Origin of the sequence: Paracoccus sp. SSJ, from assembly GCF_030234105.1 — a bacterium.
GTDB classification, from domain to species: domain Bacteria; phylum Pseudomonadota; class Alphaproteobacteria; order Rhodobacterales; family Rhodobacteraceae; genus Paracoccus; species Paracoccus denitrificans.
Window position 1 is genome coordinate 17,848 of the sequence record NZ_JASSPE010000030.1, and the last position, 18,173, is coordinate 36,020.

16 protein-coding genes are annotated in these 18,173 nt (G+C 65.2%); 6 read left to right on the forward strand and 10 right to left on the reverse strand.

Annotated elements, in window-relative coordinates:
* Nucleotide 1: 1 nt before the first annotated feature.
* The 4 genes from QPR87_RS21270 to QPR87_RS21285 form a co-directional block, all read right to left on the reverse strand.
* Nucleotides 2-703 carry an SDR family NAD(P)-dependent oxidoreductase gene (locus QPR87_RS21270; protein WP_208021329.1) on the reverse strand — a complete coding sequence of 234 codons (702 nt, stop codon included), beginning with the start codon at nucleotides 701-703 and terminating at the stop codon, nucleotides 2-4.
* 17 nt (nucleotides 704-720) lie between these two features.
* Complete coding sequence (locus tag QPR87_RS21275; protein ID WP_052095806.1) at nucleotides 721-1,515, reverse strand: helix-turn-helix domain-containing protein; 795 nt, start codon at nucleotides 1,513-1,515, stop codon at nucleotides 721-723.
* A gap of 72 nt (nucleotides 1,516-1,587) precedes the next feature.
* A complete protein-coding gene (locus tag QPR87_RS21280) occupies nucleotides 1,588-3,186 on the reverse strand; it encodes a hydantoinase B/oxoprolinase family protein (protein ID WP_072463432.1) in 1,599 nt (532 codons plus the stop codon).
* A gap of 2 nt (nucleotides 3,187-3,188) precedes the next feature.
* Nucleotides 3,189-5,243 (reverse strand): hydantoinase/oxoprolinase family protein, encoded by a 2,055-nt coding sequence (locus QPR87_RS21285; RefSeq protein WP_285051264.1) that lies wholly within the window; start codon nucleotides 5,241-5,243, stop codon nucleotides 3,189-3,191.
* 404 nt (nucleotides 5,244-5,647) lie between these two features.
* Between QPR87_RS21285 and QPR87_RS21290 the strand changes: the two genes are divergently transcribed.
* The 6 genes from QPR87_RS21290 to aldA are packed head-to-tail and all read left to right on the forward strand — an operon-like array spanning nucleotide 5,648 to nucleotide 13,686.
* A complete protein-coding gene (locus tag QPR87_RS21290) occupies nucleotides 5,648-7,177 on the forward strand; it encodes an ABC transporter substrate-binding protein (RefSeq protein ID WP_285051265.1) in 1,530 nt (509 codons plus the stop codon).
* A gap of 38 nt (nucleotides 7,178-7,215) precedes the next feature.
* Nucleotides 7,216-8,163 (forward strand): ABC transporter permease, encoded by a 948-nt coding sequence (locus tag QPR87_RS21295; RefSeq protein WP_036752900.1) that lies wholly within the window; start codon nucleotides 7,216-7,218, stop codon nucleotides 8,161-8,163.
* Entirely contained in the window at nucleotides 8,160-8,972 is an 813-nt protein-coding gene (locus tag QPR87_RS21300; protein ID WP_285051266.1) for an ABC transporter permease, read from the forward strand. The genes QPR87_RS21295 and QPR87_RS21300 overlap by 4 nt, the downstream gene beginning before the upstream one ends.
* Nucleotides 8,969-10,822 (forward strand): ABC transporter ATP-binding protein, encoded by a 1,854-nt coding sequence (locus QPR87_RS21305; protein WP_285051267.1) that lies wholly within the window; start codon nucleotides 8,969-8,971, stop codon nucleotides 10,820-10,822. Before QPR87_RS21300 ends, QPR87_RS21305 begins: the two co-directional genes overlap by 4 nt.
* 36 nt (nucleotides 10,823-10,858) lie before the next feature.
* Nucleotides 10,859-12,187 (forward strand): NAD(P)/FAD-dependent oxidoreductase, encoded by a 1,329-nt coding sequence (locus QPR87_RS21310; RefSeq protein ID WP_285051268.1) that lies wholly within the window; start codon nucleotides 10,859-10,861, stop codon nucleotides 12,185-12,187.
* A 32-nt stretch (nucleotides 12,188-12,219) separates the two neighbouring features.
* Nucleotides 12,220-13,686 carry an aldehyde dehydrogenase gene (gene aldA, locus QPR87_RS21315; protein WP_285051269.1) on the forward strand — a complete coding sequence of 489 codons (1,467 nt, stop codon included), beginning with the start codon at nucleotides 12,220-12,222 and terminating at the stop codon, nucleotides 13,684-13,686.
* 363 nt (nucleotides 13,687-14,049) lie between these two features.
* Here aldA and QPR87_RS21320 read toward each other — a convergent pair whose 3' ends face one another.
* The 6 genes from QPR87_RS21320 to QPR87_RS21345 all read right to left on the reverse strand — a co-directional run bounded on the left by QPR87_RS21320 (nucleotide 14,050) and on the right by QPR87_RS21345 (nucleotide 18,040).
* Nucleotides 14,050-14,430 carry a hypothetical protein gene (locus tag QPR87_RS21320; protein ID WP_285051270.1) on the reverse strand — a complete coding sequence of 127 codons (381 nt, stop codon included), beginning with the start codon at nucleotides 14,428-14,430 and terminating at the stop codon, nucleotides 14,050-14,052.
* 75 nt (nucleotides 14,431-14,505) lie between these two features.
* The gene (locus QPR87_RS21325) at nucleotides 14,506-15,864 is read right to left on the reverse strand and encodes an ATP-binding cassette domain-containing protein (protein WP_285051271.1); all 1,359 of its coding nucleotides are present in this window, start codon (nucleotides 15,862-15,864) and stop codon (nucleotides 14,506-14,508) included.
* Nucleotides 15,861-16,604, reverse strand: coding sequence for an energy-coupling factor transporter transmembrane component T family protein (locus QPR87_RS21330; RefSeq protein WP_285051272.1), 744 nt, complete (start codon nucleotides 16,602-16,604; stop codon nucleotides 15,861-15,863). The genes QPR87_RS21325 and QPR87_RS21330 overlap by 4 nt, the downstream gene beginning before the upstream one ends.
* A gap of 6 nt (nucleotides 16,605-16,610) precedes the next feature.
* Nucleotides 16,611-17,189, reverse strand: a complete 579-nt coding sequence (locus tag QPR87_RS21335; protein WP_285051273.1) for an ECF transporter S component — start codon at nucleotides 17,187-17,189, stop codon at nucleotides 16,611-16,613.
* Between the two features lie 25 nt (nucleotides 17,190-17,214).
* Nucleotides 17,215-17,628 (reverse strand): PPC domain-containing DNA-binding protein, encoded by a 414-nt coding sequence (locus tag QPR87_RS21340; protein ID WP_285051274.1) that lies wholly within the window; start codon nucleotides 17,626-17,628, stop codon nucleotides 17,215-17,217.
* A 190-nt stretch (nucleotides 17,629-17,818) separates the two neighbouring features.
* On the reverse strand, nucleotides 17,819-18,040 hold the full coding sequence (locus tag QPR87_RS21345) for a type 2 periplasmic-binding domain-containing protein (protein ID WP_285051275.1): 222 nt from the start codon (nucleotides 18,038-18,040) through the stop codon (nucleotides 17,819-17,821).
* Between the last annotated feature and the right edge of the window lie 133 nt (nucleotides 18,041-18,173).

Consider the following 18,173-nt stretch of genomic DNA (forward strand, 5'->3'; position numbering starts at 1 on the left):
CTCAATAGCAATCCTCGACCGACCAGTGGACGGGAATGTCGGCGACCGAGGCGGTGGGAGGCAGGCCCAGGACGGTTTCCACGATGGCGGCGATGTCTTCGGGCCGGGTCAGTTCGGACATGTCCTGGACGACGCCTGCCGCCATGTCCGTCGCGACAAAGCTGGGACAGATCGCGGTGGTGCGCACGCGATTGTCGCGCCCGCATTGTCGCAGGCCCTGCGCCAGCCCCATCAGCGCGAACTTGGAAATGCCGTAAAGGCCCGAACCTGCCGATTTCACCCGCTTGCCCGACAGCGAGGACATCAGCACGATCCGGCCAGGATGCGGCTTGCCGTCCGGCAGGGCTTCAAGATGCGGCCATGCAAGCCGGGCCAGCCGCATCGGCGATTTCACGTTCACTGCGATCAACTGATCGAATTCCTCGTCGGCGGCCTCCAGCACGGTGGCGCGGCTGTGGATGCCGGCGCTCAGCACCAGCCCATCCAGCCGGCCGAACCGGGCGATGGTTGCGCGGATCCAGGCGCGCTCCGAATCCGGCTCCAGCGCGTCATAGCGGCAGGCAAGGCGCTGCGGCGTGTCAGGGCCTGCCGTCTCGGGACGGCGCAGGCCGAGGCTGACATTCCAGCCCGCCGCCTGCATCCGTTGCGCAATCGCGGCGCCAATCCCGCGCGAGGCGCCGGAAATCATCACGGTTCGCGTCATGCTTTCTTCCATTCGGGTCATCTGCCAGACATATCGTCGCTGCGGGTCGGGGAACTGGCATGTCGCTCGGCCGTCGAGATGGCGTCGCGCATGACGGCGATCGCCGCCCGCTCGCCAGCGGCGTCAAGGACGTTCAGCGGTGCCAGAAGCGAAATCGCGGTCTCCATCCCGCGCAGGTGGTCATTGTTGATCGGCACGGTCAGCGTCAGGCTTTCGATGCCCGCGCTGCGGCGGATGCCCCGCATGAAGCCCAGGCGCTGAAACTCGGCTATTTCCGCTTCGATTTGCGGCCGGGTCAGATCCCATTGGGCCAGGCGATCCTCCAGCAGGTCCAGGCAGCGGTCGCGGCTGCGTGCGTCCATCATGCCGAGAATGCAGACACCCGAGATGCCGACCCCCATCGGGATCCGCCCGCCGATGCCCGAGACATAGGGTTGCGCGACGATCTGACCCATCTGGTAATCCAGGCAGATCGTATCCAGCCCTGAACGCACCATGAGATAGGTCGAGAATTGGGTGCGCCCGGTGATGTCGATGAGGGCCGGGCGATATGTGGCGACGATCTCGTTCACGCCAAGGCTGCGATGAGCCAGCGCATAGGTGGCCGGACCCAGCATGTAATTGCCGCGATTGCCGTTTTGCACGACCAGCCCGTATTCGGCCAATGCCACCAGTGTCCGGTGGACCGAGGATTTCGCCTCGCCCGTGGCGGCTGCCAGGGCCGCCAGCGCCATGCCCTTGCGGTCGGCCTGTCCCAGCAGGATCAGGATTTCCGCCGCCCGCCCGGCATTCGAAGAGGATTGTCTGGCCAAATGTCGCTCCAGCTGAGGTCTGCCCGCCATCCGGGTTTGGCCGGAACGGCGGGCAAGTCAAGCATTGCGCCTCTATGCAAAGCGTTTTTCCCGCAAGTCCCGCACGCGGGATGTCGCATCACGCAGGGCCGGGTCGCCATAGCCTCCCGCGCCGGGGGTCACGATCTCGAGGATGTCGCCCGGCGCCAGGTCCACGGACGCGCGCTCGAACCCGCTGCGCGCGCCGTTCAGGGTGAAGTAGCCGCTGGCGCCCGGATTTCCGCCGTCCAGCCCCCAGGGCTGCGAGGTCAGGCGTGCGCCCATCACCTGCACGCGGCAGGGCTTTTCGGCGCGATAGACGCGGCGCAGGCCCATGCCGCCGACGAATTGCCCGTTCCCGCCCGAGCCGTCCACCAGTTCATAGCGCCGGAGCGTGATGGGATATTCGTTCTCGAGCGCCTCGACCGGCAGGTTCGAGGTGTTGGTCATGTGCACATGCACGCCGTCCAGTCCGTCCTTGTTGTGGCGCGCGCCGAACCCGCCGCCGATCGTTTCCAGATAGACCCACAGCGAGCCATCCTCGCGCCGCCCGTCGAAGCTGGCGACCGCGACCGAGCCGTTCGAGGCTGCGGTGACACGGTGGGGCACGACCGGGGCCAGTGCGCCGTGGATCAGGTCTACGACCCGCTGGCAGGCGGTGATGCGGCCATCGACAGCCGCCGGATGGGCGCAGCGCAGCATCGTGCCTTCGCGGGCCGTGACGGTGATCGGCCGGGCCAGGCCCGCATTCGGCAGGACCGTCGGGTCCACGACGGTCTTGACCGCGTAATAGACCGTCGCCAGCAGTGCGGTATAGACGACGTTCAGGCCGGCGCGGACCTGCGGCGGGCTGGTGAAATCCAGCGCGATCTCGTCGCCCCTGACCTCGATGGTCACAGACATTTCCAATGGCGTCTCCAGCGATTCGCTGTCGAAGACGTCCGAGAAGGCATAGCGCCCGTCGGGGATCGCGCTGATGCCGGCGCGCATCTTGCGCTCGGCGTAGTCCATCAATTCGGAACCTGCGGCCAGCACGGTGTCCAGCCCGTATTTGCCGCAAAGCTCGGTCATGCGAATATTGCCCAGCCGGTTTGCGGCCAACTGTGCCCGCAGGTCCGAGATGCGCTCTGCCGGAACCTGGCAGTTCAGCAGGAACAGGCGCTGTATGTCCTCTTGCAGCTCGCCCCGCCGGTACAGTTTCACGGGCGGAATGCGTAGCCCTTCCTGATAGATATGTGCATGGCCGCGATCCGCGAAATCCGAATGATGCGCGGTGTTGATCGCCCAGGCGACCAGCTTGCCCTCGACGAAGACCGGCTCGGCCAGGACGATGTCGGGCAGGTGGGTGCCTCCTCCTTCATAGGCGTCGTTGCCCATGAACACGTCGCCCGGCTGGATCCCGTCTTGCCCGAAATGGCGCAGGACATAGGGGACGAAGCCGATGAAGCTGCCCAGATGCATGGGGATATGCTCGGCCTGGCACAGCATCCGACCCTCGGCGTCGAACAGTGCTGTCGAACAGTCGCGACGCTCCTTGATATTGGTGGAATAAGAGGCGCGCACCAGCGCCTCGCCCATTTCCTCGACCGTCGAGGCGAAGGCCGAACCGATGACCTCGACGGTGATCGGGTTCAGTTTCACTTGGGGGATCATGTTCACTTGGCTGCCTCCAGGATGAGGTTCAGATAGGGATCGACCGTCGCGGCCATGCCGGGGGGAACGACGCTGGTGGAATCCATCTGGTCGATGATCGCCGGGCCGCGGACGACATTGCCCGGCTTCAGCAATGCGCGGTCGTAAAGAGTGGTCTCGACGAAATCGCGCGCCTCGAGCATCCAGACGGGCCGCGAGCCGGTGACGGCCGCGCGGGCATCGTCGCCTTCCAGCGGCTGGGGCACGAAATCGGCCTTTTGCACCAGCCCGCTGGCGGCGGCGCGGAAAGTGACAAGCTGCATCGGCTCGCCCTCGGCCACGAAACCGTAGAGCTGGCGATGCGCGGCCAGGAAACCCTCGCGGATGGTGTCGAAGGTTGCGGCGTCGACGGGGCCGTTGGGAAGAGCCACGGCGATTTCATAGTTCTGTCCGGCATAGCGCACGTCGACGGCAAGATTCAGGACACGGGCGGGATGCGCGATGCCTTCGGCCTCGAACCAGGCGCGGGCGCGGGCGCGCAGGTCGTCGAAGATCGCCTGGACCTGTTCGGGCGTCGCCTGGTCCAGTCGCATCAGGCTGGTTGCCGAGAAGTCGCTGCGCAGGTCGGTCATCAGCAGCCCCAGCGCGCATAGCACGCCCGGCGTGCGCGGGATCAGTACCCGGCTCATGCCCAGTTCGCGCGCCAGGCGCGCGGCCTGGACCGGCCCCGCCCCGCCGAAAGCGACCAGCGTATAGTCGCGCGGATCATGTCCCCGCTGGACCGAGATCACCCGGATCGCCTTGGCCATGTTGGCGACGACGATGTCGAGGATGCCGTTTGCGGTCTCCAGCATCTCCATGCCCAGCCTGTCGGCCAGCTTCTGGATCGCGGCCGCGGACAGGGTGCGGTCGATCTTCATCCGCCCGTTCAGCAGATATTCGGGGTTCTGCGTCTGCAAGACCACATTGGCGTCGGTGACGGTGGGTTCGTCATTGCCTAGCCCATAGCAGGCCGGGCCGGGATTGGCGCCCGCGCTTCTCGGTCCGACCTTCAGCAGCCCGCCGTTGTCGACATAGGCGATCGAGCCGCCGCCTGCGCCCACCGTATGGATGTCCAGCATCGGCACCTTCAGGGGATAGCCATGGACCACGGCCTCGTTGACCACGCGGCATTCGCCGCCCGAGAGCAGCGCGACGTCGGAACTGGTGCCGCCCATGTCGAAGGTGATCAGGTTGTCGATGCCGGTCATCCGCCCGATGGCCTGCGCGGCGACCACGCCGGTCGAGGGACCGGAAAGCACTGTGCGCACCGGCATTTCCGCCGCCGTGTCGAAGGCGATCACGCCGCCGTTCGACTGCGTCAGTTGCGGCGCGACCTTCAGGCCCAGATCGGTCAGCTTCTTCTTCAGCGCGCGGACATAGCCCTGCATCACCGGGCCCAGATAGGCGTTGACGACCGTGGTGGACAGGCGCTCGTATTCGCGGAACTCGGGCGCGATATCGGAGGAGATCGCGGTGAAGGCGTCAGGGAACTCCTCGGCGATGATCTTGGCCGCACGGCGCTCATGCGCGTCGTTGAGAAAGCTGTAGAGGAAACTGACCGCGACCGATTTGACCCCCTGTGCCTTCAGTTCCCGCACCGCTTCGCGGAAGGCGCCTTCGTCCAGCGCCTCTTCGACCGAGCCGTCGGCGCGCACGCGCTCGGCCACGCCCAGACTCAGGTCGCGCGTGACCAGGGTTTCGGGCTTGTCGGCTTGCAGGTCATAAAGGTCGGGCCGTTTCTGGCGGCCGATTTCCAGCAAGTCGCGGAAGCCGTCGGTGGTGATGAGGCCGGTCTTGACCCCGCGGCCCTGGATCAGCGCATTGGTGGCAACGGTCGTGCCATGTCCCAGGAAGCTGATGGTCTCGGCGCTGGCAGAAACCTGTTCCAGCCCTTCGGCTACCCCTTGCGTAATGCCGCGCGACGGATCGTCGGGGGTCGATGAGACTTTCCAGATCGTTACCTCGCCCGAGGTGTCATCGAAGAGGCAGACATCCGTGAAGGTGCCGCCCGAATCCACGCCGATACGCCAAGTCATGGGTTTTTTTTCCTGCATTCGTTGCTAGGCGTTCAGGCGCGGCAGCCCCTCGGCGCCGGCCCGTCTGCCCTGGTTTGACATGGAGCCATATCAGGACAGAGCGCTCCCATGGTCAATCATATTCTTGAATCAGGTATAAAAACTATAATATATTCTGATTATAAGAATTAAAAGAGTATGAAGCCCAGGAATCTGCCCAAAAGATGAGCAGTGCGATGTGCATTATTCCTTTAATAAGAATACATTATAAATTGTCATCTGATAAATGGAATATACTTGACCGAGGAAAAAATGAATCGCTACCCTTCCACCAGTGAAAGCCCGGCGGCACCTCCCATGCGGACCTGTCGAAGGGGCCTTGGAAAACCGCCCTGGCACAGGGGCGACAGCAGGGAAGCAAGGTCATGCAATTGAACAGACGGAACTTGTTGAAGATCGCCACGATGTCGGGCGCGGTGCTGGCGCTTGGCGGGCGTTTCGCCCAGGCGCAAGGGGGGCAGACCCTGCGGGTCGGGCTTTCGACCTATCCGCCACATCTGCGTCCTTGGGTGAATGTCGGCTATTCGGGGCATCTGCTGTGTTCGCTGATCAATCGCACCCTAATCAACTACGACGAGCAGGGGCAGGTGGTGGGCGAACTGGCCGAAAGCTGGGAAAACGAGACCCCCGAGACATGGCGCTTTACCCTGCGCGAATCGCATTTCCACGACGGCAGCCCGGTCACGGCGCAGGATGTGGAATGGACCTTCCAGCAGATCCAGGCAGACGGTTCGGGCGCCTATATGTTCGACGCCCTGCGCCCCGTCACCGGCTTCGAGGTCATAGACGAGCGCAATTTCCGCCTGACCACGGATGAACCGCTGGCCACGCTGCCGGCGCTGATGACGTTTCCGTTCCTCTCGATCCTCAAGGCCGGTTCGACCGATGCCGAGGATCAGGGGATCGGCGCCGGTCCCTATCGCATCGCCTATGCGGAAAAGGGCGTCTCGATCGAGTTGGAGCCGAACGAGCATTACTTCAAGCCCGGCCTGCCCACCCTGGCCGGCATCACCATCACGCCCTATGTCGATGAAAGCGCCAGGGTAGCGGCGCTGAACGCGGGCGATGTGGACATGATCGACTATGTGCCCTGGTCGGCCATGGCCGCGATCGAGGCCGATCCGGCGTTGGCTTTGCACAAGGTCGATGCGGGCGCCTTCATGTATCTCAGCTTCAACGGCGGCGGCGTCTTTGCCGATCCGCGCCTGCGGCAGGCGGTGGCCTTCGGCCTGCGCCGCGACGAGTTCGTCAAGTCGATCTTCTTCGGCTTCGGCGCCGAGATGACGGGCCTGCCGCGCGCCGCCGGCAGCCCCTACCGCCATGACGACCAGGCCGCCTTCTGGGGCTATGACCCCGAACGCGCCAAGGCGTTGCTGAAAGAGGCCGGCCACGAGAACGGCTTGACCGTCTCGCTTCTTTCGACGTCGCAATATTCGATGCATCGCGACACGGCGGTGCTGGTGCAGGCGCAACTGGCCGAGATCGGCATCACCGTCAACCTGACAATGCCCGATTGGGCGACGCGGGTGAACCTTGGCAACCAGGGCGCGGGCGATTTCGCGGTGCAGGGCATCGGGCTGGACAACCTCGACCCCGATGCGGTCACGACGCTGGTCGATCCCTCGCTGTCGCCCACTTACCTGCGCAGCCGCAATTTCGAGGTCGAGGGCCTCAGCGAGGCATTGGCGCAGGGGCGCAGCGAGATGGATGAAGCCAAGCGCGTGGATATCTATCGCCGGGCCGACCAGATGGTGCTGGAGGCGACCACCTTCTGCGGCCTGTGCTATCGCGCGACGGGTTTCGCCGCCAAGGCGAGCGTGCAGGATCTCGCCATGTTGCCCGACCAACTGTCTCCATTCTCCTCGGTGCTGTTCGACAAGCTGAAGCTGGGCTGAACGGTCCAGCGTCCGATAACCAGACGAAAGGCGACCTGATGGGGTGGTTTGTCCGACGATTGGCCCAAAGCCTCGTCATGCTTTGGGTGGTTGTTTCCTTGGTCTTCCTGTCCATCCATTTCGTGCCGGGCGATCCGGCCGAACTGCTTCTGGCGCAGGACGGCGGTTCGCCCGATCCCCTGATGGTGCAGATGCTGCGCGAGCAGCTCGGCCTCGATCGCCCGCTGCCCGAGCAGTATTCCCACAACGTCATGGGGATTCTGAGAGGCGATCTGGGCGCCTCGATGGTCGATGGCAGCTCGGTCGGCCAGGAGGTGATGCGCCGCCTGCCGCGCACGCTGGAACTGATCGCGGCGGCGGGCATCCTCAGCCTCCTGATCGGCATTCCGGCGGGGGTGCTGTCGGCGCTGCGCCCCAGGGGCCGCTTCTCGCGGGGTGCGGCGGTGGTGGCAGGGACGGCGCAGTCGGTGCCGGTCTTCGTGCTGGGCACGCTGCTCGTGGTCCTGTTCGCCCAGGTCCTGGGTTGGCTGCCGGCGGGAGGCTTCGTGCCGTTTTCGCGCGATCCGGGCAAGCATCTGCAACTGCTGGTCCTGCCGGCCGCGACCATCGCCATCGGCCTGTCCGCCATCGTCTTTCGCATCACCAGGGCGTCGATGCTGGACGTGCTGCCGCTGGATTTCATCCGCACGGCGCGGGCCAAGGGGGTTCCCGCCCGCCGGGTGATCATCCGCCATGCCCTGCGCAATGCGCTGATGCCGGTCATCACCGTGTTCGCGCTGCAACTGGGCGGCCTCCTGGCCGGCACGGTGCTGGTCGAGACCGTGTTCAACTGGCCCGGCCTGTCCGGAATGCTGGTCGCGGGCGTGAACGCGCGCGACTACCCGGTGGTCACTGGCGTGCTGGTCGTCGTCTCGGCCTTCTATATCGGGCTGAACCTGCTGGTCGACATCATCTACGGCATCACCGACCCGAGGGTGCGCAAATGAAACAGGCTTTCCAAAGTCCATCGGGCATCCTGCTGGCGCTGATCCTGGCCATAGCCTTTATCGGGCCGCTGCTGCCTCTGGCCGATCCTCTGGCCATGGACGTGGCGGCGCGGTTTGGCGGACCCTCGGCAGCGCATCCGCTGGGACAGGACGAGTACGGGCGCGACCTGCTGTCGCGGCTGGTCCACGCGCTGCGCTCGGCCATCCTGATCTCGGGAGGCGCGGCGATGATCTCGGCGGTGATCGGTGTCTCGGTCGGCGTGGTCGCGGGGTATGTCCGCGGCTTTTCCGAGGCGCTGTCGATGCGCGTGATGGATGTGATCCTGTGCTTTCCGCCGCTGCTGCTGGCGATGCTGGCCGCGACGCTTTACGGTGCCGGCCCGTCCACGCTGGTGCCGGTGCTGGCCCTGGTCTTCGTGCCCAGCTTCACCCGCGTGGCCCATGCCAGCGTGATGACCGTGCGCGGGCAGGATTACGTCGATGCCACGCGCCTGATGGGTGCATCGGCGACCCGCATCATCTTTCGCACGATCCTGCCCAATATCGTCGGACCGCTGTTCGTGCAGTTCAGCTTCGTCGTGGTGATGTCGGTGATCCTGGAATCCGGCCTGTCGTTCCTGGGCCTGGGCGTGCTGCCGCCACAGCCGTCCCTGGGCATGATGATCGGCACCGCACGCTCGACATTCGCGCAGGAACCATGGCTGCTGCTGGCGCCCTGCCTGTCGCTGGTCGTGCTGGTGCTGGTCCTGAACGCTTTTTGCGACCACCTGCGGCAGCTCTTCGATCCCAGACGGGAATCGGGCGCATGAGCCGCGATCGGGAGAACATGACGGTGACGCAATCCGCAGAACATCCGCTGCTGCAGGTCCAGGGCCTGACCGTGGGCTTTCGCCGCGGCGGCCAATGGAACGATGTTGTCCGCGATGTCGGCTTCTCGGTCAGCGGGGGCGAGACGCTGGCCATCGTCGGTGAATCCGGCTCGGGCAAAAGCGTGACCTCGATGGCGCTGATGCAGCTGCTGCCGCGCGACAATTCGCGCATCTCGGGGCAGGCGCTGTTCCGGGGCATCGACCTGCTGCAATTGGACGAACGCCAGATGGAGCGCATCCGGGGCGACCGGATCTCGATGATCTTCCAGGAGCCGATGACCTCGTTGAACCCGGTGATGACCATCGGCGCGCAGATCGCCGAATCGATCCTGACGCATCGTCGTATCGGCAAGGCCGAGGCCCGCGCCGAGGCGCTGGCGATGATGGATCGCGTGCGCATTCCCTCGGCAAAAAGCCGCTACGACGATTTCCCGCACCAGTTTTCCGGCGGCATGAGGCAGCGGGTCATGATCGCGGCCGCCCTGGCTTGCCAGCCCGATCTGCTGATCGCCGATGAACCGACGACGGCACTGGACGTGACGATCCAGGCGCAGGTCCTGGACCTGATCAAGGAGCTGCAGGCCGAAAGCGGCATGGGAGTGATCTTCATCACCCATGACATGGGCGTCGTGGCCGAGGTCTCGGACCGCACGTTGGTCATGTATCACGGCGACGTAATCGAATCCGGCACGACCGAGCAGATTTTCCGCCACCCTGCCAAGGCTTATACCGGTGCGCTGCTTTCTGCCGTGCCCCGTCTGGGCTCGATGACCGGCAATGCGATGCCGACGCCCTATCCGGTCTTCGACATCGCCAGCGGCAAGCTGCGTGAGCCCGAGCGTCGTCCCAACACGCTGCGCGAGGGGCCGCCCTATCTGTTGCAGGTCAGCGACCTTTCCAAGCGCTTTGCCATCCAGAGCAAGCTTCTGAAGCGCACCATCGCCCGCGTTCATGCGGTCGAAGGCGTCAGCTTTACCCTGCGACAGGGAGAGACGCTGTCCATCGTCGGCGAATCCGGTTGCGGGAAATCGACCACCGGCAAGCTGATCACCGGGCTGCACGACCGCGACGAAGGCCGGGTCGTGCTGGCCGGGCGCGAGTTGGGCGCCATCCCGGCGGTCGAACGCGCCCATGACATCCAGATGATCTTCCAGGATCCTTATGCCAGCCTGAACCCCCGCCTGCGCATCGGAGAGGCGATAACCGAGCCGTTGCGCATCCACGGCAAGGCGAGCGCGACCGAGCAACGCGAGATTGCCGCATCGCTGCTGACCCGCGTCGGGTTGCAGCCGGAAATGGCCGGGCGCTATCCGCATGAGTTCTCGGGAGGCCAGCGTCAGCGCATCTGCGTCGCGCGGGCCCTGGTGATGAAGCCCAAGGTCATCGTGGCCGATGAGGCGGTTTCGGCGCTGGACGTGACGATGAAGACGCAGGTCGTCAACCTGATGATGGACCTGCAACAGGAAATGGGGCTGGGCTTCGTGTTCATCAGCCATGACATGGCGGTGGTCGAACGCATCAGCCACCGGATCGCGGTGATGTATCTGGGCGAGATCGTCGAGATCGGCCCGCGCGCGGCCATTTTCGAGAATCCGCGCCATCCCTATACGCGGCGGTTGCTGGGTGCGGTTCCGGTGCCCGATCCGGCCCGGCGTCACCAGCGCGGTGCAGCTGTAGTCACCGAACTGCGCAGCCCCGTCCGCCCGCCGGACTATCGTCGCCCCGCCCGGCGCTATCTTGAAATCTCGGACGATCATTTTGTCCTCGATTCCGGGGAAGACTGGCAATGACGCCAGTCCCCATTCTGACGATGCGAGCCAACATCCATGTCCACGCTTTCCATTCCCGTCGCCCCCTTTCCAGGTGACGATACCCTTCCTGCTGCGGTCGATGTGGTGATCGTCGGCGGGGGCATCATCGGAGTCACCACCGCGTTGGAACTGGCCGAACGCGGGATCTCGGTCGCGCTTTGCGAAAAGGGCGTGATCGCGGGTGAACAGTCCAGCCGCAACTGGGGCTGGACGCGGCAGATGGGCCGGGATGAACGCGAATTGCCCCTGTGTATGCATTCGGTCGAGATGTGGTCGCAGATGAACGAACGCATCGGGCGCGACACCGGCTGGCGCCGCACCGGCATCAGCTACCTGTCTTATAATCGTCGCGACCTGAAAGGCTGGCTGGCCTGGGAAGAGATCGGCCGCCGCCACGGGCTGGACGCGCGGATGCTGTCGCAGGCCGAGATCGCCGAAAAGCTGCCGGGCAACAATGGCGGTATCCTGGGCGTGCTGCATACTGCCTCGGACGGGCGGGCCGAACCGTGGATCGCAGTTCCCGCCATCGCCGAGGCCGCACGCGAAAAGGGCGCCCATATCCTGACCGGCTGCGCGGTGCGGACGGTCGAGACCTCGGCCGGGCGGGTCAGCGCCGTGGTGACCGAACGCGGCACGATCCGTTGCCAGGCGGCGGTCGTCGCCGGGGGGATCTGGTCGCGGCTGTTTCTTGGCAACATGGGGCTGGATTTTCCGCAACTGAAGGTGATCGGCCCGGTGGCCTGCGTAGACGGGATCGAAGGGCTGACGGACATGCCGGTCGGGGCAGGGGACTTTGCCTATCGCAAGCGGCTGGATGGCGGGTTTACCGTGGCGGTCAGGAACAAGAACCTTGCCCCCCTGACGCCGGATCATTTCCGGTTGCTGACCGAGTTCTTCCCGACCTTCCTGACCACCTGGCGCGAGTTGAGCCTGCGCCTGAACGGGATCTTCCTGCAGGAAGCGATGATCCGGCGATCCTGGCGAGCGGATGAGGCTACCCCGTTCGAGGCCTGCCGGGTCATGGACCCGCCTGCCGTGCCCGGCTTTACCCGCAAGGCGCTGAAGAATCTCGGTCGTGCCTTTCCGCGCTTCGCGAGTGCCCGCGTCCGCCGCGAATGGGCGGGCGTCATGGACGCGACGCCGGACGCGATCCCGGTCATCAGCCCCGTCCATACCGTCCCCGGCCTGCACGTCGCCTCGGGCTTTTCGGGACACGGCTTCGGCATCGGCCCCGGTGCGGGCCAGTTGATGGCCGACCTGATCACCGGCGAGCCTACCCGCGTCGATGCCAAGGTGTTCGACATCAGCCGCCTGCGCCCGCGCTATGGCGCGACGGCTACCTGACCCGTTTCATGACTTCGGAGGAGGAACCCGATATGACCCGCATTCCCGCCAAGGCTTTCCAGGGTGAGCCGCAGGACTACCGCAACTATATCGACGGCGCGTTCGTGGAGAGCGGCACCGGAGTAATCGAGGTGCTGAACCCCGCCAACGGCAGGCTTCTGGGCCGAATCCCCGACACGGGGCCGGACCAGGTCGATGCTGCCGTGAAGGCCGCCCGCCATGCGCAGGCCGGCTGGGAAAGGCTGCCCGCCATCGAGCGCGCGGGGTATCTGCGCCAGGTCTCGGCCAAGCTGCGCGAGCATCGCCTGGAGTTGGCCGACGTCATCGTCAAGGAGCAGGGCAAAGTGCGCGGCCTGGCCCAGGTCGAGGTCGATTTCACCGCCGATTACATCGACTACATGGCCGAATGGGCCCGCCGGATCGAGGGTGAGGTGCTGACCAGCGATCGCCCGAATGAAACCATGTTGCTGTTGCGCAAGCCCATCGGCGTGGTCGCGGGCATACTGCCCTGGAACTTCCCGTTCTTCCTGATCGCCCGCAAGATGGCGCCCGCACTGGTGACTGGCAATACCATCGTCATCAAACCCAGCGAGGAAACCCCGCTGAACGCTTATCTATTCGCCGAACTGCTGGCGGAAACGGACTTGCCGAAGGGGGTTTTCAACCTGATCGGCGGCCGTGGCGCGACAACCGGCGAGGCATTGGTGACCCATCCCGGCATCGATCTGATCACCTTTACCGGCAGCGTCGGCACGGGTGCGCATATCATGCAGGCGGCGGGCCGAAACCTGACCAAGGTCAACCTGGAACTGGGCGGCAAGGCTCCGGCCATCGTGCTGAAGGACGCCGATCTCGACCTGGCCGCGCAGGCGATTCATGCCTCGCGCGTGATCAACACCGGGCAAGTCTGCAATTGTGCCGAGCGGGTCTATGTCGAACGGTCCGTCCACCATGCGCTGGTCGAGAAGCTCGCGGCCTTGTTTCAGGAAACGCGCTATGGCGATCCTTCGGTCACGGATGATCTGGACATGGGCCCTCTGATCAATCGGGCCGGTCTGGACAAGGTGGCGGGCGCCGTCGACCGGGCATGCGAGCAGGGGGCGACCGTGGTAACAGGCGGCAAGCTCGCCGACCTGCCCGAGGGGTTCCATTACGAGCCGACGTTGATTACCGGGGTGAATGCCGAAATGGACATCATGCGCCGCGAGACCTTTGGTCCGGTTCTGCCGGTTCAACCGGTCGACAGTCTCGACGAAGCCATCGCATTGGCCAATGACAGCGAATATGGCCTGACCTCGTCCATCTATACCCGCGATCTGAATGCCGCGATGAAAGCGGCGCGCGAGTTGAAGTTTGGCGAGACTTATATCAACCGTGAGAATTTCGAGGCAATGCAGGGCTTCCACGCCGGCCGTCGCAAATCCGGCATCGGCGGGGCGGACGGCAAGCATGGATTGTATGAGTTTACCGTGACCCATACCGTCTATATCAAAGGATAAGCCGGCTCGCTTGCTGCCGTGGCCGAGACGTCCGCCGATGTGCCGGAAGTTCATCCGAATATGAGCGGGCAACTGCAGCCATGATATCGTGCGCTTCGCCAAGGCGCTATGCACCCTCATCGGTGAGGTGGACGTCGCGTCCGGCGAGAAATGCGGGGAGGTTTATGCGGAGCTAAGCGGCGTGTCGATCGACTTCCTCGGTGCTGCGATGGAACAGGGGAGAACAGATCTTAGGACAGCAGGTGCTGCCAGCCCCGCAACCACCGCTGTCATAACTCTCTAATAATCAATATATAACAAAGGCTTACGCATGAGTTTAGCATTCACAAAAGCTCCGGACGCGAAAGCCCGGGGCTTTTGTTGTCAGCCGACGCGAAGGAGTAAAGCGACTTCGGATTCATCTTCGATTGTTTTTGTGTCCTCGCCTTCTTCGGGGACATTGCCGCTATAGGCAGCCTTGCCCATCGCCTGTTCGATCAGACCAAGCAGGCGCTTTTGTCCACCTTCCATGAACTCCTCGAACTTGTCGGCACGGAGGAGAGTGGGATTGATGAGGCGTGATCGCAGATAGCTATCCAGATTCTTGCTAGAGATTGGTGGGGTGGAGCTGTTTCTGCTTTCCAGCTTCGCCAGATACTCGCTTGGCGCAACGCCACCGACGATCCTGCTGGTGCGATACGACAGCGGGGTCTTGTTGATGATAGAATTGAACACGGCAGGCTTGATGCCCTGCGCCTTGTACACCAGTCCTGCGGGAAGATGTGGTGAATATCCACGCTCTCCCCGAAAGCACCGTAGAAAAACATTCCGCAGTCAAGGTTATTTCAGCAGCCGGCCAAGACCGATCTGACCACCCGATACCGCCAGCCGGTGGCTGGCGTTGCGCCTCACGAATCCCTCGTCATGGCAGACGAACAGCACCGTTCCGCCGGATTGCGTGAACTCGGTGATCGCGCGCTCAAGCCGGCGCTGATGACGGGGATCGAGGCCGCGTTGGGTTTCGTCGAGGATCAGCAGGCGCGGGCGATGGGCAAGGGCGGCGGCCACGGCAGTCAGCCTGCGCGCGCCGTTGTGCTGGTCCAGCGGATGGGCGAGGGCCAGAGCCTCCAGCCCCAGTGCGGCCAGCGCCCGCAGGGCCAGCCCAGGCGGATCGGGCAGGCGATGAAGGCGGGGGGCCATCATCGCCTCGTCCAGCAGCGTGGCGGCAAGAAACTGTCGGTCGGAATTCTGGAGCACCATTCCCAGAACCGCCGCCAGTTCCTTCGGCTTCGCCCGGCTGACCTGCACGCCCGCGACCGTGATCCGGCCCTTCGAAGGCCGCTCCAGGCCGGCGATCAGCCGCATCAGCGTCGTCTTGCCCGCGCCATTGGGTCCGGTGATCGCGACGGCCGCCCCTTGCGGCAGATCCAGCTCCAGCCCCCGAAACAACGGCCTCGCCGGGTCGTGGGCGAAGTCCAGGTCGCGGATCGTGATCATGTCCCCGCTTGTCGCAGGGCGGGCGGCGGGTGGCGAGGGTTGCGGCATATCCTGGAACGGGTGCAGCCTGCCGTCGCGCAGCTGCATCGGCTGGAAACCCTGTGCGCGCCAGGCCTCCGCGCCGACGTCCAGCGCAAGCACCGACATGTCGGGCGCAAGCCGGGTCAGCCGCTGGGTCAGCCCCTCGCGCGCCTCGTGGTCCAGATCGGTCAGCGGCTCGTCCAGGATCAGCAGGGCGGGCCGCATCGCCAGCGCACCGGCGATGGCCAGCCGCTGCGTCTCGCCGCCCGACAGCCGCCTTGGATCGCGCAGGGCCAGGGCCGTCAGCCCCATCGCTTCCATGGCCGCCTCGACCCGGTCCAGGATCAGGCTGCGGGGCAGGCCAAGGTTTTCCGGCCCGAAGGCGATCTCGGCCCGGACTGTGGCCGCCCGGCCCGACAGTTGCAGGTCCGGCCTTTGCCCGACCAGTTGAACGGTCGCCACGCGTTCGGTCCCGGCCAGGGCAGACAGTGGCCGCCCCCGCCACAGCACGGCCTCGCTGCCGGCAAGGCCCGCGGCACAGCGGGCCAGCGTGGACTTGCCCGCCCCGTTGCCGGCGATCACCGCGACCCGGCCACCGGGCGGAAGGTCGAGGTCCAGCCCGTCGAGGACGGCTGGCCCGCCCGGCCAGGAAAAGCGCAGGCCCCGCAAAGACAGGCTCATGCCGACATCCCCAGGATCAGGATGCAGGTGGCCAGCAGCGCCGAGGCCAGCCGCAGCCGGTATTGGCCCGGCGTGTCGGGCGGGGGCGCCAGCAACGTGCGGCAGGGCTGGCTGCGAAAGCCCCGTGCCTCCAGCATCTGCGCGCGCGGGGCTGCCTCGACCAGTTGCAGGCGGATCAGCGCGATGGCGATATGCGAGATCGCGCGCAGGCGTTGCCGTGGTGATCCGCTCAGCGGCAACCCGCGCAGTTGCAGCGCATCGCGCAGCGCCGCCCCTTCCAGCGCCAACCCCTGGGCCAGGCTCAGGGGCGCGGTCAGCAGATAGGCGATGCCAGAGGGCAGGCCCTTGTCCTCCAGCCCGTCGGCCAGTTCGCCGGGCGCGGTCGAGCCGACGATCATCAGTCCCGCCGCCAGCAGCGCGGCAAGGCGCAGCAGGATCGTGCCCGCATGGGCAAGGCCGGCGGGATAGATGGCGACGGGGCCAAGGACGGTCGCCGGCCCCCGCGCGATCAGCAGGCCATGCACCAGAGCCAGCGCCAGGGCCACGGACAGAAGCAGCAGCGCCATGCGGCGCAGCACGAAGCAGCCCAGCCCCGAGGCCGCCGCGATGGCAAGGCAGGCGAGGGTCGCGAATGCCAGGGCGGCCGGTCCTCCCACGGGCAGCAGCGCCAGGACCGGCAGGCAGAGCGCCAGCTGGGTCACGGGATGCAGCCGCCTCGGCGGGCCCGGCACGGCGGCCATGCAGGTTCAGGCGCGGCTGTGGCGCAGGAATGGCCAGTCCCCGGCCATGCGCAAGGGCAGGCCGCGCAGGATCGCCCAGGCCAGCAGAGCGGTCACCACCTTGTCGGCAAGGTTCGAGGTGATCACGGTGACGAGGGTCGCGCCGAACAGGTCGCGCCCGGTTTGCAGCATCCATGCGGTGATGAAATCCGCGCCGCTGCCGGTCACGCCGCCGAACAGCCAGACCCGGATCGGCACGGCGACCAGCGACAGCGCAACGGCGATGACGACGCCCGAGATCGCTGCCTGGACCGGGCCGCGGAACATGCCCGCTCGCGCCAGCAGCCCGGCGGCCAGGCCGATGACGCCCGCGACCGGGGCGAAGGCGGCCGCGGTCGGCGACAGGATCAGGCCCCAGATCAGGTTGGTGGCGACGCCGGTGATCAGCCCTGCCAGCGGCCCGGCCATGACCGCGACCACCATCGTCCCCAGGGCATCGAGGAAGATCGGCAGCTTGACCGCCTGGGCGATCTGGCCAAGGGCCATGTTCACCGCGATGCCGACCGCCATCAGGACCAGCATGCGGGTGGAAAACACTGGATTCATCGGGATGTTCCTTGATTGCTGCCCATCATGCATCTTGCGTCACGACAAGTTCGGCATAGCCGGACAGGGGACAGGGCAGGCGGTTGAAGGCAAGCTCGGGCAGGGCCAGGACCACGATCTCGGCGGTGGTGTAGATGGCCGATCCCTCGGGCATCAGGTGTCCTCCGAAGCAGCGCCCTTCGCCGTCCGAGATGGTCAGGTGCAGATGCTCTCCCGCCGCGTCGATGGTGCCGACGAGGGAGGTGATCTCGAAATGGCCGGAATAGGCCGTTGCCTCGGGGCTGTTGGCATGGCGGATGCGGACATCGGTCAGGCTGCCGACGCAGGTCACGAGCGCCATCGCCCGTGTCCCCGATGCATCGAACGCCGCGCGCAGTCCGGCGGTCAGGTTTTCACCCGGCTTCAGGCGGAAGGCATGGAAAACGCCGGATGAAATCATGTCCATCTATCCTGCGCATTGATGCTGTTGACCATCTTCATCCCAGAAAAGACCATCGCCCTCAACGGGGTATTCCGATCAAGCAGTCGCAACGGCTTGCGCTGGAACTTCCTTGAGATGATGAATGTTTTCTGCGTTTGAACGCGAGGCTGATGCACCTTCAGTATCCTGTAAATATGCGTGGTACATATCATGATTGTGACCGTTCCGCGATGACAGCACGGAGTTCGGCGAGGAACTCCGCCTGAGCGCGTGTGGGCAACCAATCTCGGCGCTGGCTCAGTCCGATAGAGCGTATGGTTTCCGGCAGTTTCAGGTCCAGAAGGCAAAGCGCGCCGAGTTCGATCTCGGCGGCGACCTGCAGGCGCGAGATGCAGCCCACATGGTCTGAGATCCTCAGCAATTCGCGCATCAGGATGGCATTGTTGCAGAAGTCGGCTTCAGGACATGATGGCCCTTTCCCCAGCTGAGGTCAGGCCACGCGTTCGATCTCGGCGGTGCCGAGGGCGTTGAAGCGGTTCATCAGGGCGACGCGGATGTGGATC